Source organism: Halomonas cupida, from assembly GCF_900142755.1.
GTDB lineage: Bacteria > Pseudomonadota > Gammaproteobacteria > Pseudomonadales > Halomonadaceae > Halomonas > Halomonas cupida.
On sequence record NZ_FRCA01000010.1, the window covers coordinates 145,040 to 167,347 of the forward strand.

At 59.2% G+C, this 22,308-nt stretch carries 30 protein-coding genes; 5 read left to right on the forward strand and 25 right to left on the reverse strand.

Annotated elements, in window-relative coordinates:
- The 11 genes from BUE38_RS17185 to BUE38_RS17235 all read right to left on the reverse strand — a co-directional run bounded on the left by BUE38_RS17185 (window position 1) and on the right by BUE38_RS17235 (window position 9,266).
- Window positions 1-924, reverse strand: coding sequence for an LpxL/LpxP family acyltransferase (locus BUE38_RS17185; protein ID WP_073436464.1), 924 nt, complete (start codon window positions 922-924; stop codon window positions 1-3).
- Window positions 921-1,661, reverse strand: a complete 741-nt coding sequence (locus BUE38_RS17190) for a glycosyltransferase family 2 protein (RefSeq protein WP_073436465.1) — start codon at window positions 1,659-1,661, stop codon at window positions 921-923. Before BUE38_RS17190 ends, BUE38_RS17185 begins: the two co-directional genes overlap by 4 nt.
- Window positions 1,654-3,342, reverse strand: coding sequence for an ApeI family dehydratase (locus BUE38_RS17195; RefSeq protein ID WP_073436466.1), 1,689 nt, complete (start codon window positions 3,340-3,342; stop codon window positions 1,654-1,656). Before BUE38_RS17195 ends, BUE38_RS17190 begins: the two co-directional genes overlap by 8 nt.
- Window positions 3,339-3,914, reverse strand: a complete 576-nt coding sequence (locus BUE38_RS17200) for a COG4648 family protein (protein WP_234987079.1) — start codon at window positions 3,912-3,914, stop codon at window positions 3,339-3,341. Before BUE38_RS17200 ends, BUE38_RS17195 begins: the two co-directional genes overlap by 4 nt.
- On the reverse strand, window positions 3,907-4,176 hold the full coding sequence (locus BUE38_RS17205) for an acyl carrier protein (RefSeq protein ID WP_073436467.1): 270 nt from the start codon (window positions 4,174-4,176) through the stop codon (window positions 3,907-3,909). The genes BUE38_RS17200 and BUE38_RS17205 overlap by 8 nt, the downstream gene beginning before the upstream one ends.
- Window positions 4,166-4,435: a phosphopantetheine-binding protein gene (locus BUE38_RS17210; protein ID WP_073436468.1), complete on the reverse strand. Its 270-nt coding sequence runs from the start codon at window positions 4,433-4,435 to the stop codon at window positions 4,166-4,168. The genes BUE38_RS17205 and BUE38_RS17210 overlap by 11 nt, the downstream gene beginning before the upstream one ends.
- Window positions 4,407-5,195: a lysophospholipid acyltransferase family protein gene (locus BUE38_RS17215; protein ID WP_084542009.1), complete on the reverse strand. Its 789-nt coding sequence runs from the start codon at window positions 5,193-5,195 to the stop codon at window positions 4,407-4,409. Before BUE38_RS17215 ends, BUE38_RS17210 begins: the two co-directional genes overlap by 29 nt.
- The gene (locus tag BUE38_RS17220; protein ID WP_073436470.1) at window positions 5,192-5,863 is read right to left on the reverse strand and encodes a beta-ketoacyl synthase chain length factor; all 672 of its coding nucleotides are present in this window, start codon (window positions 5,861-5,863) and stop codon (window positions 5,192-5,194) included. The genes BUE38_RS17215 and BUE38_RS17220 overlap by 4 nt, the downstream gene beginning before the upstream one ends.
- A 345-nt stretch (window positions 5,864-6,208) precedes the next feature.
- A complete protein-coding gene (locus BUE38_RS17225) occupies window positions 6,209-7,369 on the reverse strand; it encodes a carbohydrate porin (protein WP_073436471.1) in 1,161 nt (386 codons plus the stop codon).
- A gap of 120 nt (window positions 7,370-7,489) precedes the next feature.
- Complete coding sequence (locus BUE38_RS17230) at window positions 7,490-8,392, reverse strand: hydroxypyruvate isomerase family protein (protein ID WP_073436472.1); 903 nt, start codon at window positions 8,390-8,392, stop codon at window positions 7,490-7,492.
- A 472-nt stretch (window positions 8,393-8,864) separates the two neighbouring features.
- Window positions 8,865-9,266: a DUF1090 domain-containing protein gene (locus tag BUE38_RS17235; RefSeq protein ID WP_073436473.1), complete on the reverse strand. Its 402-nt coding sequence runs from the start codon at window positions 9,264-9,266 to the stop codon at window positions 8,865-8,867.
- Window positions 9,267-9,388: 122 nt separating this feature from the next.
- Between BUE38_RS17235 and BUE38_RS17240 the strand changes: the two genes are divergently transcribed.
- Window positions 9,389-10,201 carry an aminoglycoside adenylyltransferase family protein gene (locus BUE38_RS17240; RefSeq protein WP_073436474.1) on the forward strand — a complete coding sequence of 271 codons (813 nt, stop codon included), beginning with the start codon at window positions 9,389-9,391 and terminating at the stop codon, window positions 10,199-10,201.
- Complete coding sequence (locus BUE38_RS17245) at window positions 10,198-10,593, forward strand: VOC family protein (protein ID WP_073436475.1); 396 nt, start codon at window positions 10,198-10,200, stop codon at window positions 10,591-10,593. The genes BUE38_RS17240 and BUE38_RS17245 overlap by 4 nt, the downstream gene beginning before the upstream one ends.
- A gap of 187 nt (window positions 10,594-10,780) precedes the next feature.
- On the opposite strand, the gene BUE38_RS17250 is transcribed toward BUE38_RS17245, so the two are convergent.
- Window positions 10,781-11,563, reverse strand: a complete 783-nt coding sequence (locus BUE38_RS17250) for an AraC family transcriptional regulator (protein ID WP_200802205.1) — start codon at window positions 11,561-11,563, stop codon at window positions 10,781-10,783.
- Between the two features lie 121 nt (window positions 11,564-11,684).
- Here BUE38_RS17250 and BUE38_RS17255 point away from each other — a divergent pair, with 121 nt between their 5' ends.
- Both BUE38_RS17255 and BUE38_RS17260 read left to right on the forward strand, forming a co-directional pair.
- Window positions 11,685-12,905: an MFS transporter gene (locus BUE38_RS17255; RefSeq protein ID WP_073436477.1), complete on the forward strand. Its 1,221-nt coding sequence runs from the start codon at window positions 11,685-11,687 to the stop codon at window positions 12,903-12,905.
- A gap of 354 nt (window positions 12,906-13,259) precedes the next feature.
- Window positions 13,260-14,645 carry a site-specific integrase gene (locus BUE38_RS17260; RefSeq protein WP_073436478.1) on the forward strand — a complete coding sequence of 462 codons (1,386 nt, stop codon included), beginning with the start codon at window positions 13,260-13,262 and terminating at the stop codon, window positions 14,643-14,645.
- Window positions 14,646-14,907: 262 nt separating this feature from the next.
- Here BUE38_RS17260 and BUE38_RS17270 read toward each other — a convergent pair whose 3' ends face one another.
- From BUE38_RS17270 to BUE38_RS17330, 13 genes are read right to left on the reverse strand one after another with little or no spacing between them, the layout of a single operon-like run.
- On the reverse strand, window positions 14,908-15,207 hold the full coding sequence (locus tag BUE38_RS17270) for a hypothetical protein (protein WP_084542011.1): 300 nt from the start codon (window positions 15,205-15,207) through the stop codon (window positions 14,908-14,910).
- Window positions 15,208-15,216: 9 nt separating this feature from the next.
- A complete protein-coding gene (locus BUE38_RS23535; protein ID WP_073436480.1) occupies window positions 15,217-16,035 on the reverse strand; it encodes a DNA cytosine methyltransferase in 819 nt (272 codons plus the stop codon).
- Window positions 16,032-16,508, reverse strand: a complete 477-nt coding sequence (locus tag BUE38_RS17280) for a hypothetical protein (protein ID WP_073436481.1) — start codon at window positions 16,506-16,508, stop codon at window positions 16,032-16,034. Before BUE38_RS17280 ends, BUE38_RS23535 begins: the two co-directional genes overlap by 4 nt.
- 2 nt (window positions 16,509-16,510) lie before the next feature.
- Window positions 16,511-16,705 carry a hypothetical protein gene (locus tag BUE38_RS17285; protein ID WP_143166378.1) on the reverse strand — a complete coding sequence of 65 codons (195 nt, stop codon included), beginning with the start codon at window positions 16,703-16,705 and terminating at the stop codon, window positions 16,511-16,513.
- Window positions 16,706-16,760: 55 nt separating this feature from the next.
- Window positions 16,761-16,976: a TraR/DksA family transcriptional regulator gene (locus BUE38_RS17290; RefSeq protein ID WP_073436483.1), complete on the reverse strand. Its 216-nt coding sequence runs from the start codon at window positions 16,974-16,976 to the stop codon at window positions 16,761-16,763.
- Window positions 16,969-17,190 (reverse strand): hypothetical protein, encoded by a 222-nt coding sequence (locus BUE38_RS17295; RefSeq protein ID WP_073436484.1) that lies wholly within the window; start codon window positions 17,188-17,190, stop codon window positions 16,969-16,971. The genes BUE38_RS17290 and BUE38_RS17295 overlap by 8 nt, the downstream gene beginning before the upstream one ends.
- The gene (locus BUE38_RS17300; RefSeq protein WP_073436485.1) at window positions 17,183-17,398 is read right to left on the reverse strand and encodes a hypothetical protein; all 216 of its coding nucleotides are present in this window, start codon (window positions 17,396-17,398) and stop codon (window positions 17,183-17,185) included. Before BUE38_RS17300 ends, BUE38_RS17295 begins: the two co-directional genes overlap by 8 nt.
- Window positions 17,399-17,412: 14 nt before the next feature.
- Complete coding sequence (locus tag BUE38_RS17305; RefSeq protein ID WP_073436486.1) at window positions 17,413-19,719, reverse strand: replication endonuclease; 2,307 nt, start codon at window positions 19,717-19,719, stop codon at window positions 17,413-17,415.
- A complete protein-coding gene (locus BUE38_RS17310; protein ID WP_073436487.1) occupies window positions 19,716-20,138 on the reverse strand; it encodes a hypothetical protein in 423 nt (140 codons plus the stop codon). The genes BUE38_RS17305 and BUE38_RS17310 overlap by 4 nt, the downstream gene beginning before the upstream one ends.
- Before the next feature lie 47 nt (window positions 20,139-20,185).
- Complete coding sequence (locus tag BUE38_RS17315; RefSeq protein ID WP_073436488.1) at window positions 20,186-20,569, reverse strand: hypothetical protein; 384 nt, start codon at window positions 20,567-20,569, stop codon at window positions 20,186-20,188.
- Window positions 20,570-20,593: 24 nt separating this feature from the next.
- Entirely contained in the window at window positions 20,594-20,839 is a 246-nt protein-coding gene (locus BUE38_RS17320) for an ogr/Delta-like zinc finger family protein (RefSeq protein ID WP_073436489.1), read from the reverse strand.
- Window positions 20,836-21,033, reverse strand: coding sequence for a hypothetical protein (locus BUE38_RS17325; RefSeq protein ID WP_073436490.1), 198 nt, complete (start codon window positions 21,031-21,033; stop codon window positions 20,836-20,838). The genes BUE38_RS17320 and BUE38_RS17325 overlap by 4 nt, the downstream gene beginning before the upstream one ends.
- Before the next feature lie 35 nt (window positions 21,034-21,068).
- Window positions 21,069-21,272 (reverse strand): hypothetical protein, encoded by a 204-nt coding sequence (locus BUE38_RS17330; RefSeq protein WP_073436491.1) that lies wholly within the window; start codon window positions 21,270-21,272, stop codon window positions 21,069-21,071.
- A gap of 367 nt (window positions 21,273-21,639) precedes the next feature.
- Here BUE38_RS17330 and BUE38_RS17340 point away from each other — a divergent pair, with 367 nt between their 5' ends.
- The gene (locus BUE38_RS17340) at window positions 21,640-22,293 is read left to right on the forward strand and encodes a LexA family transcriptional regulator (RefSeq protein WP_255320820.1); all 654 of its coding nucleotides are present in this window, start codon (window positions 21,640-21,642) and stop codon (window positions 22,291-22,293) included.
- Window positions 22,294-22,308: the final 15 nt, after the last annotated feature.

The window sequence follows — 22,308 nt, forward strand, 5'->3', positions numbered from 1 at the left end:
TCAGTTTGCCTCGGGTACGTGCCAGAAAGGGTAGAAATTGAACCATTGCAGCGGGTAGCGCTGCACCTGGTCTGCCAGCAGGTCCGCATGCCGCTGCATGGCCTGGGCGATCCAGTTTCCGCGTTCGGCGCGAGCCAGTGACGAGGTGTCGTCGAACTTCTCGAAGGCGACCGTGAAGCCTTGGTGTTCGCGGACGCAGGACAGGGTATAGATCGGACAACGCAGCAGTGTAGCGAGCATGAATGGGCCTTCCGGGAAAGCGGCCTCGGCGCCCAGAAACTTCAGCAGGCGATAACGTTGTTCGCTGGGGGCAATGCGGTCGGCGGCGATGACCACGAACCCGCCGTCGCGAATACGCTGGTCGAGCTGTTGAGCACTGGCGGGTGACAGCTCACTGACATCCATGATGTCCGGTTGCCTGCGGCCGGTGGCTCGTTCGAGTAGCTCATTGAACTTGCGGGCATTGCGGGTGTGCATCAGCACGGTCAATTGCAGGTTGGCATGCTGTTCGCTGAACGCATTGACCACATCCAGGTTGCCATGGTGGGAAACCAGTACCAGGCCGCCCCGACCGTTGGCGAAGGTCTGCCTGAAATTGTCGACCCCGGTACCGTTGAGTGCCTCGGGAGCGTGTTTGCCGTTCCAGGCCGCGACCTTGTCCATCAGTGCCTGGCCGAAGCTGAAGAAGTGGCGCAGGCTGCGCAGTCGCCAGGCAATGGGGCGACGCCTCAGCGCTGGATCCAGGCGAGCGAGAAAGTCACGGGACGCCTGACGGGCTAGACCATGGGAGAGGTAGTACCACAGGATCACCGGTCCGAGCACGAGTCGAAATGGCCATTCACCAAGGCGGCGTAGGTGCACCATCAGCAGCATCCCGGTCAGGGTGCCTCGCTCGCCGATCGAAGCCCAGTGCTGACGACTCATCTTGACCTCCCGCTACGCAGCAGGAGGCGTGGCAGGCGTCGGAGCATGCCGAAGAACAGCCGGGTGTGCATCCAACTGATCTGGATATTGTCGCGCCATGGGGCGTAGTGACTGACACCATTCCGTGGATAATGAACGCGAACCGGCAGATTGGTGACCTGACCTCCGTTCCAGTACCAGCGCACCAGCACTTCGGTATCGAAGGTCATGCGATCGCCGATTGGCTGGTGGCGTAACAGTTCGTTGGTGGCCTTCACAGGGTAGAGCCGCACGCCACACATGGAGTCACGGATAGCCAGTGACAGGGTGTTGATCCACACCCAGACATGGGTGGCATAGCGGCCGTAGAGACGAATCCTGGGCACGCTGTCATCGTAGCGGGCGTAGCCGATGGCCAGGCGCTCCGGCACTTCGTGCATGGCGGCCAGGAAAGCCGGAAGGTCGTCTGGTTGATGTTGACCATCGGCATCGACCTGCAGGGCGTGGGTATAGCCGAGGCGAGCGGCCTCACTGAGACCGGTGCGAACAGCGGCACCCTTGCCGCGATTGAGGCTGTGGCGAACCAGGTGATGGCCTGCGCTGGCCAGGCGACCCAGCTCATCCCGACATTCGGTGCCACTACCATCATCGATCAGCAGCACCGGCAGGCCGAGGGCTTCCAGGTGCTTGCAGACGTCAGCAATGGTGGTGGGGTGGTCATAGACCGGAACAATGGCACAGGGGCGTAATTCAGCCATTCAATCTCTCCGCGGCCAGTCTGATGCGGCCTGCGGCGTGACGCCCCTGGGGGGAGTCATAACTGAAGCCGATGCTGTCGGCCTTGCGCGTCAGGCTCAGCACCAGGCGTTGCCCAGGCCGCACTACCTTCTGGAACTTGAGTCTTTCGACACCGCGGAACTCCACGGGTTCGTTGAAGCTGCGACGGGCATGCTCCACGGCCCATTGCACCAGCACAACGCCGGGGACCAAGGGGAAATCCGTGAAGTGTCCCTCGAGGTAGCACAGGCGTTCGGGAACCTCGAGAGTGATGCAGCATTGACCTTCGCCATTGGTGCTTTCACCCAGCCATCTGGCACTACGCTCATTGTCGAGGTCGGCAAACAAGCGCTGGATCTCAGCCCGGTCCAGCTTGCCCTGGCGATTGGTCGGAATCCGCTCGACGAAACGCCAATAGCGAGGGATAGCCACGGCTTCCAGCAGTGTCGATAGTTGTTCGCGCATCTGGCGGATCAACTGACGGCGCACTTCGTGGTCCCAGGGCGCCTGGTCCCCGGGCAGGGCAACGACGACTCCGATCCGGCCATCACGTCGATCGAGATCACAGCAGTGGGCTGCTTCCACCTGAGACAGTTGGGTCAGGTGTCCTTCGATGGCGGTCAGCGAGATGCGCTTGCCGGCGACCTTGGCAACACGGTCCGCGCGCCCCAACAGGCGGAAACCTTCGGTGCAGGTTTCGATACGATCCTGCTGCGGCCACCAGCGGCCTGGCGGTTGATATTCGCGGGGCAGAAAGGGCGAACGCAGTTCCAGCAGACCGTCTGTCTCACGCGTCTCGACTCCGGGCATCGGCTGCCAGGCCGCACTCTGGCTCTGGCGGCGCCAGGCAATGCCACCGGTTTCGGTGCTGCCATAGATTTCGATCACTGGAGCCTGGAACAGTTGCTCGCAACGTCTGGCGTCAGCCCGCGACAGAGGTGCCCCCGAGGACAGTACCTGCCAGGGAGCCGAGCTCTGCCAGTCGATATGTTCGGGAAGTCGCGACAATTGTGGTGGAGATGACACCAGCAAGGGCTGACGGTTGGTCGCCCTGGCTTCGCCGAGCCTCGCCGCCATGGGTTCCGGGTAGCGGCTGTCTGCGCCGCAGAACGGAATACCATGGCACAGTGGGCGGAGGATGCCGGTGAGCAGGCCGTAGATATGCTGATGACTGACCTGAGAAATGACCGCATGGTGCTCCATTGGCCACAGCTCGGCGTGACAGTTCAACTCATTGGCCAACTGTTCGAAGCTCTTGGCATGCATCGCAGGCTCGCCAGTGGAGCCGGAGGTATAGAGCACCACGGCTTCGGTCTGGGCATCGATGGCCAGAGGTGGCGGCGGTGTGGATGCTGCTGGCGGAGGCGCGCCCTGGATTCGACCGTCGACCTGCTGCGTCAGGTGGGTCATGGTCTCATCGCGATCATCACTGGCCAGCACCGCACTGCGACCCGTTTCCCACAGGGCCAGCAGTGCGGCAGTGAAGGCGGCGGGGTCGGGTTCGAACAGTAACCAGCGGCCCTTCGGTTGCTCTTCCAGCCAGACTCGCCAGGCATCAACACGCGGCAGCAGCTCTGATGCCTGGCACCAGGCGTCGGGCATGGAGGTATCATTGTCCGGCTCGGCGCGCCAGGGCGCATGGATCAGAGAGGTGTAGCTCACAGATGACTCCGCAGCCGGCGGCGACAGCACCATTCACCGGCAAACATCAGGCCCATCAGTACGTAGCTGATGACGCCGTTGTAAAGCGACCATGTGGACAGGTCTGCATAACAGGCCGTCCAGGCGGCAATGCTGCCGTTGGTCACGAAAAACAGGCACCAGACCTGCGTCACCCGGCGCGTGTAGCGTACACCGGAAGCCGGTAGGTCGGGCTCACGCAGGCGTGCCAGACGCTCGATAACGGGAGGACCGCGCCACAGACTGGTGGCAAAGACCGCCAGCATGACGGCATTGACCGCCACCGGATAGCCACGCATGCCCAACTCGGCATCGACCACCAACCCCACCAGCAACAGTGTGATGGCCGCACTGATGGCCAGACTCCGTGCCTGGGGTAGACGCCAGGCAATCAGGCCACAGCCCACCAGCAACAGAGGCCATGGCCCCAGCGTGTCCATCAGGGCCCAGGCGGCAAGAGGCCAGGCCATGGCCGCGATTGCCAGCAGGATTCCGCTTGCTCGCACCTTGCTGATATCAGTCACGGGTTCATCAGCCACGCATTCATCAGTCATGCATCAGGGTTTCGACCGCCACGACCACATCATTGATGGTGCGTACCGACTTGAAGGCTTCAGGGTCGATGCGGCGGCCGGTGAACTGCTTGAGCTCAACGACGAGGTCGACGGCATCGATACTGTCGATGTCGAGGTCTTCGTACAGTCTTGCCTCGGGGGTGACTTCGTCGGCCGAGACTTCGAACAGCTCCACCAGGGTGCGTTGCACGTGAGCCAGGATCTGCTCACGGGAGCTGTTGTCGGAGGTTTCAGTTGACACGTCGTTCCTCCACCAGTGCTTGCAGTGCGGCGAGGCTCTCAAAGTGGCGACGGGTATCCTCGGCTTCTGCATCGAGTTTGATCCCGTAGCGCTTCTGCAGCGCCAGCCCGAGCTCAAGAGCATCGATCGAGTCGAGCCCCAGTCCTTCTCCGAACAGGGGCGCCTGGTCGTCGATATCCTCGGGAGTGATATCTTCCAGCTCAAGAGTCTCGATGATCATGCACTTCAGATCATGCGATAGCTGTTGTGTTTCGCTCATTGTACAAGCGCTCCAGTTCTTCATTGAAATAGTCACTCAGCTCACGGGTCAACTGGCGAGCCTGCTGGGCCCGTGGCAGAGAGGATGATGCTGTGGTCGGGAGCTCATCCAGAATATGTAGACTCATCATCACCCTGCTTTCCGGGATATGGTACCAGGGGTCCCCTTTTGTCAGGGTGGTGGGAGTACAGTCGATCAATACCGGAGTAATCGGTGCTTCGGTACGCAGGGCGATATTGGCTGCGCCACGGCGGAACTTGATGGGTCTACCGGGTGTGGTTCTCGTGCCTTCGGGAAACAGGATCAACGATTCACCACGGGCCAGGCTAGCCTGGGCCGCGTCGAGCACGGCTTCCGGGTCGCGGTTGGTGATGTAGCCGGCGACACGGATAGGACCCCGCGTGAAGGGATTGCTGGCCAGCTTGCCCTTGACGATGCAGGCGGCGTTGGGAGTATGCGCGAGCAGGAAGACCACGTCGATCAGTGATGGATGGTTGGCCAGTACCAGTTGGCCGGGGCGCTGCAGGCATTCGACGTTGGTCAGCCGGTAGTCGAGAACACCCAGGCCTTTCATGATGGCGATGAAGACCTGGAACAGGCGCTGAATCAGGTGGCGGGCGACGTGCTGGCGGCGGTCACGATTGCGGATGCCGAGATGCAACAGCGGCGATATCAACAGGCCTATGGCCAGCCCGCCGATACCGAAGATGGCGAAGGATAATGCGGTACCGGCGCCGCGTCGCCACTGGTCCAGTTTCACAACTGCTCCAGACGCCATTGTTGCTGACGTCCTGCCAATGTTGTTGTGCTGCCGCTCAGCCAACGAATGACATCGAAGGGATGCGGTGCCCCCTCGCTACCATCGGTGTTGCTGTTCATCAGGCAGGGGCCCTGGTTCAGGGTCAACCGCATGGCGATGGCACAGGGAAAGCCAGGGTGAGTGGTGTGGCCGACATAGTCTTCCGGCAACTCACCTTCGCTGAATGCGACAACCACGCTTGACTGCCCCTGGGCAAGATAGCCGGCGGCCTCCCAGAACATGGCCTCCAGCTCATTGCCGCTGGCGCTCAATGCCTGGAGAGGCCGATGATGGTCATTGGCAATCGAGTGAACCCCGAGGGTAGCGTTATGCACCGACATGGAGAACCGTGTAGGTGAGGGGGGCTCCTGATTGACCAGACCCTTGAGCATGTCCAGGGTACGGCTGGCATCGCCATGACGAGACGCATGGATCAAGGGGTAGCGAGCATCGGGGTCCAGTCGAGCGAGCAGGTCACAGACCGCTCTGCCGGAGGTGTCCAGCCGACGGCGCAGCATCGCCGGCAACGACTGTCCCGGTTTGTCGGTAGTCAGCAACTGGGGATGCTGTAGACGATCGATACTGTCAGGACACCATCCGAGCCAGTCACCTAGGCGTATCTGTTGCATGCGGGAGGCCAGAGTGAAAAGGCAGAATTTTATCCTGTAACACTATAGTGTCCAAGCGCAAACAAGCGTGAAGGTGCTGGCTGATTGAGGTAACTGGCTTGCTTGTTATGTGAAATTGGCGATATCCGGCTAGCGCCACGCGCTGGCTCTGGCGGCATCGAGCCCGACATTGGAGAGGTGGGACAAGGTCAGTATCAGCCCGGCAGGTTCTTGTCCTGGGCCGCCAGCGGCCACAGGGCAGTGCCACCGACGGTCCACAGGCCCGGGATGAACTGTTGGGTTTTTACGTCGATAGTGCGGTGGGGCCACCACATGGCTGCCGGTGGTGGCCTCCGAGTGACTGGCCTACAGCAGATACTTGAAGCGCAGTCTGGCGCCATAGCGGTCTGCATCGTCGAGGTTGTCGACTTCATCGTGCTCGATGGTGCTGTAGTAGGCCCCCAGGTAGATGCCGAGGTCCTTGATGTCGAGCACATCGGCGAAGTGGTACGACGTGTAGAGCGTATCGATGGAATACTTGCCCGGCAGACTGATGACATCATCGTCATTGCTGCCTGGTTTGACGTCGTCAATCTCGTTGCCGGCATGAATATAGCCGACCCCGAAGCCTTTCCAGAGCGCATTCAGCCCCAGCGTCAGGTTGTCTTCCTCGTAGGCATCGAGCCATGACAGGTTGGCGTTCAGGCTCCAGTCACCCGAATCCCAGGATAGCCGAGTACCGTAGCCGGTCCGGTCACTGATGTCGGCACCACGTTCATCGACGATGGCGTCATCCACCAGGTTGGTCTCCATGCCTGCCGCCAGTGTCCAGGAGCCTGGTGTCCACGCCACTACCGGGCGCACGATAAACGAGCTCTTGGCGTCATCATCCGGGTTGACGGTGTAGCCGTGATAGGTGGATGAGTCGAAAAGATCCGTACGGTCACCAAACAGTGTGGAGACTTCAGCATGCCAGTCTCCAGTGCTGTGGCTGACCATCACCTGGCCTGAATCCCCGCCGCGGCCACGGCCTTCCTTTGCCTGGTAGACATAACCCTGGCCATCTCGGTAGAGCCCATCGGATGTGTCGCCGCTGAAGCCGACGAAAACATCCTGGCCCAGCGGAAACAGGTCGTAGGCTTCGAAGCGGCCTACCTTGAGCTGTGTCCCTCCGCGGTTGCCGATGGCCAGCCAGGCATCATCAACACCCATGCCGCCGTCTGTCTGAACCAGTGGCTGAACCTTGAAACGCGCATAATTTCCGCTATCGGTGCTGCGCTCGCCACTGACATCCAGCAGTATTCGGCCAGTCTGGTTGAATTCATCACCATCATCGATTTCATCCTCGAAGAAGATGGGGCCTCTTCCGGAGTGGGTATTCTGAGCGTTGATATCGAGCTCGACATCGCCACCGAACGTCAGGCGATTATGGCCATTCTCATAGGTAAAATCTGCCGATGCCGGCAGGCTGAACATGGCGGCGACGGAGCCGATGAATGCGATCTGGAAATTGGAGTTGTTGTTCACTCTTGTGACTTCCCTTTATTGTTGCCTCCGTGGATTGTCGGCTGTCCTGTCACCGCAATCCCTCGATGGTCGGTCTTGATCTAAACGGGTCATACGACGGATGTGTATCTGTGTCTTCGCTCATACATCACAACGCAGTACTGCCTGTTCCAGAGCGTTGATCTTGTCTTCCCGGGAGCTTCCGCTCGGCTTGAACTCCTGAGCAACATAGCCATCGAACCCGGTATCCAGGATCGCTTGCATGATGGCTGGGTAATACAGTTCCTGGTTGGTATCCAGTTCATGTCGCCCGGGAACGCCGGCAGTATGGTAGTGGCCAAAATACTGGTGATTGTCGCGAATGGTTCGAATGACATCTCCTTCGCTGATCTGCATGTGATAGATGTCGTAAAGCAGTTTGAAATTGGGAGAACTCAACCGCTGACACAGCTCGATTCCCCAACTGGAGTTGTCGCACAGGTAGTCAGGGTGATCGATCTTGCTGTTGAGCAGCTCCATATGCAGCGTGACGCCTTTCTGCTCCGCGTGGGCGAGAATCCTCTTCAATCCCTGCTCGGCATTGAGCAACCCCTGTTCCTCCGACAGGCTGCGCTGGTTTCCACTGAAGCAGATCAGGTTGCGATACCCGGCATCACTCACCATGTCGATGTGGCGGAGGTAGCTCTCCACCAGATCGGCGTGAAAGCGACTATCACTCCAGCCATCCTCCAGATTGGGCTCTGCGCCGTTGCACATGGAAGAGTCGATGCCGTGGCGCTTCAAGGTGGGCCATTCGTCGGGGCCAACCAGGTCAATGGCTGAAAAACCGGTGCTCAATACGAGCTGGCATAATTCATCAAGGCTGAGAAAGTCGTAGGTCCAACGTGCCACCGAGTGGTTGATGTTCCCTTTGAGACCTCGTGCATCCTGACTGCTCACATGGGCGCTTGCGGTTGAAGAGAACACGTTGGGTATGGCAACCGCGGCAGTGCTGGCGAGGCCAGTATAAAGCAGCGTCCTTCGGCTGATGGAGTGATCACCCATGACCAGTCTCCTTCATGAGCATATAGAATAAATTCATCTAATCAGGCCTCCTCATTGTGATGTGGTGAAGCATGGATCTACTGGGTCCATTGTTTGTTGTGGTGCAGCAATAAGTGATTACCATTAAACTGGTGTAACCGGTTACATTGGTATAGGGAATTTGTTGAACATATGCAATGAGGCTGCTAACAAGTCAGTGCCATGACAAGAGGTCAGGGGCTATCATGTTGTAGCGGAAACCCTCTCAACCATGGCGTTCAAGGAAACAGTCGAAGCGAGGGGGAAGGAAGGGATATCTTTGGTATATTAGACTTAAGTTTATTCCTGGTGATGCTATTGGTGTTGGGTGACAAAGAGCGCTGGTGTGAGCGTTCAGGTGAGTCGCTAGCGCAGATCCTGCGACCAACGTTGCTGCTCGCCCTGAAAGCAGCAACGTTTATCACGGTGAAGAGTCGAGTCCCGGGGAGGGGGATTACCTGGGGCCTTGAAGCGCTCTGAGCTGCTGGATATCGGAGTGGAGTTCATCCTCGGCCTCCTGCAGCTCCTCGCGTTGCTCGGCGATGTCATCCGGGTCGCCTTCCCGCAGAGCCTCGTCGAGGTCCTGTCGGCGGTCACGAACTTCTTCCCGGCTTTCTTCCACAGCTTCCTCTGCATCAGCAATCAAGCTCTCGTCAGTGCAGTGGGCGCGGATATTGGAAAGGGCGCGTTGGAGCCCCTCGATGCGATGTTCATTACCGTACTTCTCGGCGGACTGCAGTTCATGCAGCACCTCTTCTTCCCGAGCGCTGCATAACGGGTTGGTGTCATCGGCGAGCGCGCCGGACGCATAGGCGGCGCAGAAGCAGAGTGGCAGGAGATATCCAGGTCGTTTCATTGTGCGAGCTCCGTTCGCGTATTGGGCTGTTCCGAGTGCCATACTATCGACATTATGCCGCTATATGGATTTCGGTTGCATTATTGATCGGGGCAGTTCGGCAAGGAAAGGGAGGTCGGAGTATGACACCAGGAGGAGATACCTACTCGGCAACTGCTGACCTGCAGGAGACGCTGGAGTCAGTGCTGCAGATTCTGCAGCAGCATCTGGCGGATGAGTTGGTGGCAGCCTGGTTGCATGGTTCGGCATTTTCAAGTGGATTACAGCCCGACAGTGATGTGGATATCCTCGCCGTGACTGAGCAGCCCATGAGTGCAGCGGTGCGGGCCGAGATAATCGAGGCGTTGATGCGGCATTCAGGATATCCGGGGGATGGTAGTGGCTTGAGGCCATTGGAGGTGATGGTATTCAGGTGTAGTGACCTGGTAGAGCTGCAGTATCCGGCTCGCAGTGAGCTTGTGTATGGCGAATGGCTGCGAGAGACGTTCGAGGCAGGCGAAGTTCCCGAGGCAGAATCCGACCCCGAACTGACGCTGGTGCTGGCTCAGGCTCGCCGGCAGTCCTTGCCTCTGCTGGGTCCCGAGCTCTCGGAGTTGCTGCCGCCGATCTCGGAAGCGGAGGTGTGGCGTGCCACCGGTGACCTGCTGCCGGGGCTGCTTGCCGGCTTCGAGGGGGATGAGCGCAATGTCCTGCTGACACTTGCCCGGATGTGGAGGACGCTGGAGGTAGGTGATTTTGTTCCAAAGGACGTGGCCGCACGCTGGGCGCAGGTGCGTGTTGCTGCCGAGCACGGAGAGCTACTGGAATATGCACGTCAGGCGTACCTGGGAGCTATCCAGGACAGCTGGAAGGAGAGGACGCAGAAAGCGTTGTCGACGGCATGCCTGCTTGCCGATCGTGTCGAAGGCGTTCTATCACGGGAGAGGGGAAAATGACCCGAGTATCAACACACTTGATGTTCCAGGGAAATGCTGGTGAGGCGCTGGCGGCATACCGTCGAATCTTCTCCGACCTCATTGCTCAGGACATTGAATACTACAGCGAAGGAGAAGCCGGAAAGCCGGGGATGGTAAAGCAGGCAAGGATCTCGTTCTGCGGTCATGAGTTGATAGTGATCGACAGTCCGATCCCGCATGATTTTGATTTCACTCCCTCGATGTCCCTGTTTGTCGACTTCGAGACCTCCGATGTATTGGAAGATGCCTTCTCCAACCTGGCCAGCGGAGGGAAGGTGATGATGCCGTTGGATGACTATGGATTCAGCCGAAGGTTCGGCTGGGTCGTCGACTGCTTCGGCGTTTCATGGCAGCTCAATCTTCCTGTCTGATGTGTCAGGTGGAGAGGGTTTATTAACCTCGCTATTGATCTCTATATTCCGGTGGCGGTCATATGCGATGAACGCGGTGTTCTTTCGCGAACCAGTTCGAGTCCTCAACAGTCGGGGGCCAGCTCACCGGAGGCTGGGAGAGTTTCCTGTGTCAGGGGCTGAAAGTTGCCGCAGACTTTCCGTCTCATCAGCTGGTTGTGCTGCCGGGAGGGTCGAAGTATCGGGTCGGTGTTGTCCCCAGGGCGCGGCGAAACATGGCGATGAAGGCACTCTGGCTTCGGTAGCCAAGCTCCAGCGCCACGGTGCTGGCCGACTGTCCCAACGCCAGCCGGCGCACGGCTTCGACCAGCCGTGCCTGCTGGCGCCACCGACCGAAGGTCAGTCCGGTTTCCGCCAGAAAGTGGTTGGCCAGTGTGCGAGATGTTGCACCTACGATACTGCCCCATTGCGCCAGCGTTTCGGTACGACTGGGATCCTCGAGAATTGCCCGGCATATGGTTATCAAGCGGGGGTCGTTGGGCATGGGGGCATGGAGGGGCACGAACTCCATGTTATGCAACTCGTGCACGATAAGCTGCATGATCAGGCCGTCTCGACCGTTGATATTGTATTCCAGCGGTATGTCCATCGAGGCCAGGATCAAGGCGCGCAGTAGATTGGATACAGACACCACCTGACAGGAACGCAGCCCCGTCTCGACAGTGGGCGCGATATAGAGTGTGCGCATGGTGACGGCGCTGAGCATGTTAATGGCATGCTCGGTGCCCGGCGACACCCAGACGGCACGCCCTGTCGGCACCACCCAGGTGTTGTTGTCTGTTGTGATCTCCATCACACCTGAGGCCGCAAAGATCAGTTGAGCTCTGGTATGCGCATGGGGCTCGATACGGTAGCCAGCAGGAAAATCTTTCGCCATGGCCGCGATCGGGCGGTTCAGCTGCTGGTAATCGGCGGAGTCAGTGCTTTTCAAGTTTTTCCGTTTCGCGACATAACTGTTCATCCAAGCGTGATACAGAATGATCGGTGCTGTCTACCCTTGTTCGAACGCGGCGATTGATTGCTCTGCTGCGGACCGGACACGAGGGAGGCCCATGCATCATTCTTGCCGTGTTATCGGCTTCATCAATACCGCCCACTTTCTCGATCACATGTTCATGCTGCTGTACCCCACGGCGGTGCTGGCAATGACCGAGGTGTTCCAGCGTTCCTATGGTGAGATGCTGGCTCTGGCAACGGGAGGGTTCGTGGCCTTCGGGTTGGGGGCATTGCCGTCCGGCTGGTTGGGCGACCGGTGGAGTCGCCGCCGTATGCTGATTGTCTTCCATATAGGGATTGGTGCCTCCGCTGTCCTTGTTGGCTTGAGCACCTCGGTATGGATGTTGGCGACAGGCTTGACGATGATTGGCGTATTCGCCTCGATCTACCATCCCGTCGGCACGGGGCTGCTGGTTTCTCATGCGGAGCGCATTGGACGTGCTGTTGGGTGGAATGGTGTATTCGGCAATCTTGGCGTGGCGTTTGCCCCACTGATCACCGGCGGCCTGGTTCAGGTCTTCGGGTGGCGGGCAGCCTTTCTCGTACCTGGCGTGTTGGTGATCCTCTGCGGCCTGTTGTTCGCGACTATCGTTTCGGAGGAGCAGGCCGCCAGGCCCGGGCCGGGGCGAGGCCGGGCAGCAGCGCGTAGCATTCCGTCTGGAATCCTCCTGCGTGCTCTGATTGGTCTTGCCGTGATAACGATTGCCGGAGGGCTGTTGTTCAACGCTTTCACCATAGCGCTGCCCAAGGTGCTGGATGAGCGTCTGGCCTTTCTTCAAGGAAATGCTGTCTGGGTGGGGCTGATGGTGAGTGCCATCTTCAGTATCGGGGCCATGGCTCAGCTGTTGACCGGGCGAGCACTCGACCGGATGCCCATCAAATACTGTCTGTGGCCACTGGTGCTTGAGGTTCCGCTACTGGGTTGCATGGCTTGGGGGCACGATGGAGTGATGCTGTTGGCCGCGGCGGGTTTGACGTTCCTGATCTTCGCCAATGTCACGATCAACGACACCATCGTGGCGCGGTACTCAACGGAGGAGTGGCGCTCTCGTGTATACGGAGCGCGCTATGTGCTGAGTTTCGGTATGAGCGGTATCGCAGTACCACTGGTGGCCTGGTCGCACACTACGGGAGAAGGATTTGTCACGCTGTTTCTCGTACTGGCCGGGGCATCACTTATGGTGCCGCTGGGTACGCTCATCTTCCCCTGTAGACCTCAGGAGATCTGGTCGAGTGATTCGGTTGAGCCGCCCGAGTCAATGACCAGAGTAGGGTGATGGTTGAGTGTCAGGTTTGACCGTAATGCCTGTCGTAGAGGTTTACGGCTGGAAATATGTCAGAGGGACGTTGATGCGTGACAGGAGAGGGACACAATGAAAAACGGCCACTGCGATGATTTGCTAAGTGGCCGTTTTTTCTATGATTTCTGGTCGGAGTAGCAGGATTCGAACCTACGACCTCTGCCTCCCGAAGGCTATTAGCCTAGAAAAGTTGGGATATGTTCGGCTTTGCTCGTATAGGTTTGTATAAGGTAAAACAGTGGGTTATGTGCCGTTCTGCTATTCCGCTTGTTGCTCGCTACATCCCCTCTTATCCTACGCATGGAACCTATACGGAACCTAGGATGGGGCATGTCGAAAACCACTGAGAAACTCACCACGCGCGCTCTGGAGCGACTCTCCCGCGAGCTCCCCAATGGGGATGAAGTATGGGACTCCGAGCTGTCTGGTTACCACATACGTGCTGGGCAGCGTGGCCTCGCATTGCGCCTATCCTACTACAACTCGAAGAGGCAACGCAGGGTGCTCACGTTGGGTCGATATGGTGAGTTGACCGCTGCCCAGGCCCGCGAGATCGCGCGTGATGCTGTGGCGCTCATCGCTCGAGGGGAAGATCCTCGCTCTATGCAGGAAAGGGAAGTCGCACACGCGGAGCATCAAAGGCAGCAGACGCTCCGGGCATACCTGGAGCAGGACTATGCCGATCATCAGCGACGGCGCAAGGATGGTAAGTCGACGCTTCGTAGAATCGAGGGGGCTTTTTCAGAGTGGATGGACCGACCCATGTCCAACCTGTCTCGCAGTGATGTCGAGCAATGGCAGTCGAATGCGGAAACTGCTCCGGCGGATGACGATGACGACTTCAAGCCCCCGTCCTTCGCGACGTTGAAGCGCTCGTATGGGGCTCTTCAGACTCTGCTCAATCATGCTGCGCAACGTGGCGTAATTCCTGAGAATCCGATCAAGGGTGTTCGCCTGCACAAGCCAGCGCTGACCAGCGAAGATCTCGAATCTGATGAAGGGCGTCGATATCTTGAGGCTTCCGAAGTCGATGCATTTTTTGCTGGCCTTGATGCTTACCAGGAAGAGAAACGATCACAACGGCGCAAAAGTCGAGTCCATGGGAAGGGGTATCTTCCAGACTTGGATGCTGTGACATATGTGGATCATGCGGTTCCTTGGCTGCAGACGATGTATTACACCGGGTTCCGGCCTGGAGATCTGTTTGGGCTACGGTGGTCGCATCTCAATCTGGAAGTGGGCACGATCCGTAAAATTATCGAGAAGACTGCCCATCAGAAGCCTGAGCCTCAAACATTCCCGATATCGGATGCCGCTACATTGGTGCTCAAGACTTGGTGGGAACAGAAGGGGAAGCCGGGTGATGGGTTTGTTTTCCCTTCACCCGTCACTGGGCGTCGAATGGCCAGCACTGCTATGCGAGTTCCCTGGGATCGAGTCTGTAAGTTGGGTGGGATGTCCGCTGGTCTTGTGCTCTATACCCTACGGCATAACTTTGCGAGTCAGTTGGTTATGGCTGGAGTCGACCTGTTGACTGTCAGTAAGTTAATGGGGCACTCCGACATCCAGACCACTATCAAGTACTACGCTCATCTCCAGCCCGATCATAAGCGCAATGCTGTGCAGCTGTTCGCTCGGATCGGGCAGGGAACAAGGCTCCGTGAGTCCGGTCAGGCCAGTCTTGAGCGCACCGACGCCTCTGCAGTGCTCGAATAGCTCTCGCTGGCTTCCAACCAGGCATACACGTCAGATAGTCGATATCTCACCAAGTGGCCTCGTTTGATGAATCGAGGCCCGGGACGACCCAGCAAAGTGCCAGTGGACCTCGCCTTGCGGGCAGTGGCTGGCATCGCTGGAATCAGTCTCGGAAACACCACCGTATCTGGCAACTCCACCATGGAAGGATCAACACCTGCTCTCACCCTGGAAAGGGCGTCAGACAATGCCTGATCGAGTTCCTGTTGGCTTTTCTCTGTGCTCATGATGCCTCCTTGTTTCTCGCTTTCCAGCGGTTGAAACGGTTACGAATGATTCGAAAGGTCTGCTCTGCCTGCCGGTTATGGTCGAGCTCTGCCCGGCTCTGGATCTTGCAGGCTGCGACAAGCCAGTCGCGGGCATCTTGCTCGTTGTGTGTACCGTCGGGCAGTTGCTGCTCTGTGAGGTCAAACTTGTGGCGCCGGCGACGATCGAGATAAAGCTGGAAGACCGGATCTCGACACAGCATGGCGGCAGCTCGAGCCATGCCCCTCCCTTTCACCGTTTGCTCTTGATTCATCATGCTGCCACCTCAGTCCCGTCCGGCCAGGTGATTGAATGCTGCCGCTGCCACTCGTGGAACCTGGCCATTACCAAGGGCTTTAATTCGGTCCACCCGATGGGCCACCCCATCAGCCACTCGACCCACGCTGGGTTCAACTGGCCACCCTCCAAATGCATGATCTTGTGATCGAGGCGGTCGTTGATCCGGCTCCGTCCGTCCTTTCGCAGCAAGGCTCCCGCACTGGATCCCTTGCTGGCACTGGCTGTGGGTGTTGGCCATAGCTTCACTGCACTGCTCAACCCCCAGCCTGCATTCTTGCTGGCTCCTGGCTTGTTGTGGTTCCCGTAAACTGTTGGTGTGGGCCACAATCCAGATTCGCTTGCGGCGATGTGGGGCACCCACGTCGCTTGCTCCCAGCACTCCCCATTCCGCATCGAACCCCAGTTCGGCCAGGTCGCCGAGAACACGGCCGAGCCCTCGAGAAGTGAGAGCTGGGCTGTTTTCCACGAGGACGAGTGATGGTCGTACCTCGCCAATGATCCGCCGCATTTCCTCCCAGAGTCCGGAACGCTCACCCTCCAAACCATCGCCGGTCCCAGCAACGGATATGTCCTGACACGGGAATCCGCCCGATACCACGTCAACAAGGCCTCTCCATGGCGCTCCGTCAAAACTGCACACGTCAGACCAAATCGGGAAAGCTGGCAGGGCTCCATCATTCTGTCGCTGCGCCAGAACTTGTGCTGCGTAGGCATCACGTTCAACGGCGCAGACTGTTCGCCACCCCATGAGGTGGCCACCGAGAATTCCGCCACCAGCGCCCGCGAAAAGAGCCAGCTCATTCACCCTTTACCTCCCTCGGCCATCATTCGCCGATCCAGGTAAGTCCTTGCCATGCTCAGTGGCAGGACCTTGATAGCTCGGTGATGCTTCAGCATCTCCGTCCAGATCTCCTCGGCGAACTCGTTAATTTCCTTCTCGAGCAACTCGGCGTCGTGCTTGGCGAGACTGGTTTCGGGTGCGGCCTTGAACGCTTCATACGCCCGCTTGGTGTCAGCAGGCAGAACACCCGGAACACCGGTGTATGCCGCCAGCTCGCTTGCCGATCTTTTCAACCGCTTCACATGAGCCGCCAGTGCATCACGCTCCGCTCGCAGCTCACTGCACTGACGCCATAGTTCCGCAATGGTCTGACGTGCCCGTGCTGACAGTTGTGATCTCCCTCCCACGGGGTATTCGTCAAGCTGCTGGGTTACCTCGAGGCGTTGACGGTTGCTCGGTTCCGGCGCGAACTGGTCATCACATGCTGTAGTCGTCATGGTCACACCCGCTTGTTCAGCGCGTTGTACATTGCCTGGCGCAGCGATTCGGCGGCCAGCATGTGCTCGATCTGGCTCGCTGCCGACTTGAGGACCGCAATCTGGATCAATTCATCGTCCATCTTGAGTCTCGCGGTCCTGATCACTTCCTCCACCGCTTCGGTAATCTCGCCCGCTGTCGGTTTCGCGTTATTCATGGTGTTGCTGTCTCTCTGCTCTTTGGGCGGTGGCGTGCGAAGGGGAGGCCGGTATCTATCGGACATGGCGGCGCTTCTCCTCGATGATCTGCTGGCACTCAATGCATGTGGTCGCCCAGGGTGCTGCCTTGCGACGTGCGACGGGGATCTCACCGCCGCACTCTTCACACTCATCATTGGCAGCCGTGGTGTCCGGTATGCGACAGGTGGCCATGGCACTTTCCATGCGGCGTTCCATCAGTTCGGTGGCGATGTCGGCGATATCAGCCATTGGCGAGTTCCTTCTCAGGGATAGCGGGGTGATAGGCGATGCGATAGCCACGGCTCCACAGGCGGAACCAGAGCAGCCAGGCAACAGCAGAGCTCACCGGGCGGCCGGCACGGCGCGAGGCAAAGCGCTGCATGGCCATGCCCTGGCTGGTGGCAGTGCTGTAGGGGTCGGCTCGACCCAGCGGGTCGAGCACCATGTAGAGGCGGTCACTCATGGATGCGCTCCTGGATAGCCTGGCTATCCCGGTACTCGCAGCGATGTTCCTCGAGGGCGCTGCGCAACGCTTCCTCGCTGTCGAAGGCAACAACCATGGCGAAACGGTGGCGCACCTGGCCGCTTTCCTCGTTCAAGATGGCCAACTCGCCAGCATCCTGCAGGACGCCGCGCGGGACGGTGTGGCTGGTGTGATGTTGTGTGTGCATGTCGTTCTCCTTGCTCAGATGGGGAAATACTCTTCTGGCTCCACGGGAGCCGGTTCGAGGAAGATCCCGCGCTGGGCGAGAGCTTCACGGGCAATAGGGCTATGCCGGGCTTTCCGGAACGTCTCGGCGCGGGCATAGCGGGCTTCGAGGTCGATTTCGTCGGCTTTTTCGTTCTCGATGCGCAGCCAGTCGGCCAACCTTTCGGCCTGCTCCCGGAGGATTTCCGGCGGCGGCGTGCGCGGAGTGATATCGACCTGCGTACAGTTAGTGACACAAGTCCAAGGGGCCCCGGCTTCGCCGGGTCCCGAGGTGCCCTCCGCACGTGCCATGCGGGAGCGAATCTCCCAGCGGTACACGCGCGTGAGGTATTCGGAGACGGAACCACGGCCAGAATTGACCACCAGACCAACCGTCGCCTTGATGCCTTCGCCATAGCGGCCGCGCATCTTGATATCGCTGGAGGCCTCACCAGTGGCATGGCTGAACTCGGGGCGACTGGTATCCATACGCTGGACTGTCCAGGGTTTGACGGGACGTTGGTTCCGGGGCAGGTTCGGGCCGCCCATCAGGCGCAGGAACAGATCCCACTGGCCGGCATTGGCGACCTTGCGGATAGCATGGAATCGTTCGGACGCTGATAGGTCAGGCCGGGTGGCGGCCTCCCAGTCAGCAACATGATCGTCCTGCTGCTCATTGAGGCGACGGATCTCGCGCCACACCGTGACGCTCGGCAGGCCGAAGAACTGGAACTGGCGGATGCCCCACACCGCCGCCCAGGCCTCGATGCGAGGGGCGCTGTCATTCATGTCACGGCCGTAGTTGTCCGCGTCCATGAACTGTTCGCCATTGATGTTTTTGCTGATGTACTTGGCGACGTAACCGGCGGCCGTGCCTTTCGTGTAGTCAATGCGCTTGGCATCGAAGCGGGCATTGGTCTTGCCCCAGCGGTCGAACAGCTCTTCGGGGTCCGCTTCCTCGGCATACTCGCGAAGAGTTGCGGTAACGGTGGCCTCTGCCTCGGGCTTCATCCAGACCAGCATGTGCCAGTGCGGTGTGCCGTCGTGGTGGGGCTCAACGACGCGGATGCCATAGACGCCCACTTCCTCACGGGCGAGCCGTGCGCGGACCTTTGCCCATAGCTGCTGCAGGTGCTGTTGGGCCTCACGCGGCGTGGCGCCGTTGTACTTCGGGTTCCTGTGGCAGCTCCGGGCAATGACCGGGTGGAAGCGACTGGGCGTTGTCACGGTGTAGAACATGCCTACGTGACCAAGCCGGCGCGCCTCGACTTCTGTGTCGCGGATCCGGAGCATCAGCTCTGCGCGACGATGGTCCGGGTTGGCGAGACCCAGCTCGGCCAATTCGGCCAGGGTGTAGGTCTGACCTTCCTGATTGATGGCTTCGAGGGTTTCGAGCAGGGCGCGGTTACGCACCTTCTGCTGGCGGCGACGCTCGATGGTCATGTCGCTGCAGTAGATGCCAGCACGCTTGTGCACGCGGTGGGCTTCGCGCTGGACCTGCTCGAGGCGTCGACCCGCGAGACGGCGCAACTTGCGACGCCACCAGTTGGAACAGGTAAGGCGAGCCAGCTGTATATCGGCTGGCCCGTTCACTGGCGGCGGCGTGATGCCATGCAGGCGAGCACGAACTCTGGCCTTGTTGAGGGCCATTTCATTGGCCACCGCGAGCGACATCTTGGGCGCGGGCTGCCACTTGAACACAGCCATCAGGGGGATGCCGCCCGGAGGTGGAGTCAGGGGATTGCGGGCCTCGGCGATAAGGCGTGCCATGGCGCGGTGCTGGGCAGACAAGGAGTTGCCGGAGATCCGCTTCAGCTTCATCGGAGGCGGCAGCAAACCCAGACGCTGGCGGCGATTGTGCTCGGCAATGCCACTGATCAGCCGGTTGCGCTCATCGTCGATGGCGCGAGCCTGAGCCTCGGCGTGATTGACCAGGGCATCGTCATCGTGGGTACAGTTGAAAGCACCGATGCTGAGGCGTTCTTCTACGCTGGCCAGCCACGCGCAACCATCGTGCAGCCCCTGGATGGTTGTCGGGGCGCGCTGCACCAGAGCGTGGAAGCCCTGCTCGAGATCCTTCGCGATCGTCTGGAATCGGCGATATGTCTGTGTGGGTTCAACCAGATCACTGGCTTTGCGACGAAGCCAGCGATTGCCGGCGGCATTGCCATGACGGTTTGCCACATAGATGAATCCGGCAGCAAGGTCCTCGGCCAGGGTGGGCAACGGCCCCCAGAAGTTTTCCTGGCGCCAGAGGTGGCACTCGCGGTTGCCGAACTGCAGGGATTGCTCCACCGCCTTCATGCCACGCCTCGCTCGATCATGGAGATCCAATGCAGGGCCCCTTCAGTGTTGCCCTCGGCCAGTGCCTCACGGGCATGGCTGGCAAGGTCGCGACTCGGGTGCTTACGCTCGCCATCCATTCGCTCGCGAAGGCGAGAGGCATACTGGCTCATGCGATGGATAGCGGCGCGAATGGCGTCCCGACGGGGCTTGGGCATATCCTCGATGGCCTGCCGGATATCGCGATCAGCTTGAGGAATAGCGGCGCTGGCCAGCAGGGTGCGACGCTCACCGGGGGCCATGTCTCTCCAGAGTTCGGCGAGATCCTGATCGGCACATCGCTTATGCAACTCGGCGCGCAGTGCGCCCCAATCACCACGGTCAGGCTGGACGAGCGGCAGCGCTTTCGGAGTGGGCAACTGATGTACTGAAGCTGGCATGCAGCACCTCCTGACGGCGTGGATGGGGTAGTGAAATCGGGAAGGGGTTACTGACGGGAAAGAAGCAACAGGCGGCCGCTATCCTTGTTTCCGGCTACCAGACCCTTACCCTTGAGCAGTTCACGCAGGTCACGAACCGTCAGAAAGACGCGGTACCCATCGCTTCTGTTGAGGACCAGAGTGCTGGTAGTGGTGACACTGATATCGATGCTGTCCAGGCTGGTGATGGTCTCTACTGCAGCCATTTCTCGCATAGCCGTGTTTTCTGCACTGCGCTCCGTCATGTCATGGTTGATCATCAGGTGCTCGATGCACCCATCGAGTGCCACGTCGCGAGACTCGCCACGCAGCTTCCACAACTGCTCTCCGGCGATGCTGTTTGGGTCAAGTTGCAGGGGGCGGGCAGCAGTAATAGGCACGACTGTGCTCATAGGGTTTCTCCTGTAGAAGGGCTGTCAGGTGATCTGAGGCTGTAGTTGATCCAGCAGCACACGGCGGCTGCGAGGCTCGAGAGGAATATCCACCTCGGGATTGGGGTTGCGACTGGGGCAGGTGGTCAGCACTACCTCGACCTGCAACTTTCCAGCCCAACCGCATTCGGGGTTGGTGCACTGGGCATACACATCGGTGAGCACCGGCACCAGTCGTCGGCTTGAGCGGGTATAGGTGCGCGACTGGCAATGCGGGCAGATAATCCTCACCGGCTACCTCCTTGATTGTTGATGGGGTATAGCGCTCGCCCTCTTCCGGTGAGTCCGATCGTTCCCTTGCGTAGTCGGCGGCGCATCAGCCATTCGGCAGCCTGGTCAAGTGACTCAAGGCCCTGCTGATCGCGCACAGCTTCCAGGTGGCTTTCCAGCTCCGCATCCAGAGCAAGATGTAGCTCTTTGGGCATGGGGTGCTCCTTGAGGACCTTTTTTGTGTCTGCCTTCACTGGGCACGCTGAGCGACATTGGGGGTGATGATGTCGCTGACACCGAGTGTTTCGAGTGCCTCCTTGAGCACGAGCTGCCGTAGCAGCGTGGCTTTCGAGATACCGGTGTAATCGACGAGAGCGTCGATGACCTTGGCTTCGTACTCATCAAGGTTGATAGCGGCATAGCGCTGACGGATGCGACGGGTGTCCTGATGCATGGCGGCTTTCCTTTTGCGGGTCAGGAGGCAACTTCGGTGTCGCGGCGATAGCTTTCGAGGCCGCGCAGAAATACGAGGCGGAGCATGGCACTACAAGATCTGCTTTCTCGTTCCGCCAACGACTCAAGTTCAGAACGCTCATTCGGCAGAAGGCGCGCAGCGACAGGCTTTGTGACTCCGCGCGGGCTCCGGGTGGGGGAAGACGCAACAGCGGGCATGGGGTAAGCTCCATTGTGTAACGCTAGTAGACGTTCAGGAGCATATGCCCCTTTATGGGGATTGGTCAACTTTATGGCGATTGATAATGCCTATTGAATCGGCGAATAGTCACGAAAAGTTAGCTATCACTGACCAGATCATGCAGAGGATGCGTGAGGTTCTGGAGGTTGACTCTGACTACAAGCTGGCAAAAATTTTTGGAAAATCCACCAGTGCTCTGAGCAATTGGCGCAAACGTGGCTCCATACCTATCGATGAGTGTATTTCACTTTCTGTGACCCATGGCGTGAGCCTTGACTGGCTGATTCTCGGTAAGGGACCACGTGAGTCAGGAAACGCACCAACCGGGTCTCAGGGCTTGTCGATCAGCGCATCTCCCAGCGAGGGGCTATGTGCTATCTCGATGTACGACATTGAGGCAGCGGCTGGGGATGGCCGCTCGCTTGAACAAGAGAACATTGAGTCCACCCTGTATTTCGAAGGAGAACAGCTGGCTGCCCAGGGGCTAGACCCCGCCCATATTGTTGGCGTGAAAGTGCGTGGCGACAGCATGGAGTCGACACTGGCTGACGGTGACTGGGTGCTGGTGGATCGCAGTGATCGCCCGGATCGCCCGGAGGGAGTCTTTCTACTGCTGGTGGATGGCGAACGGCGTATCAAGCGGGTACAGCGGGTTGCCGGTGGGGCTTGGGTGTTGATCAGCGACAATAGCCATTACCAGCCGGAGATGATCCCCCCGGACAAGATGATGGCCGTCGAGCTGCTCGGGCGGTGTGTGGTGAAGATCGGTAGTATTTCGTGATATTGATCAGGGCGA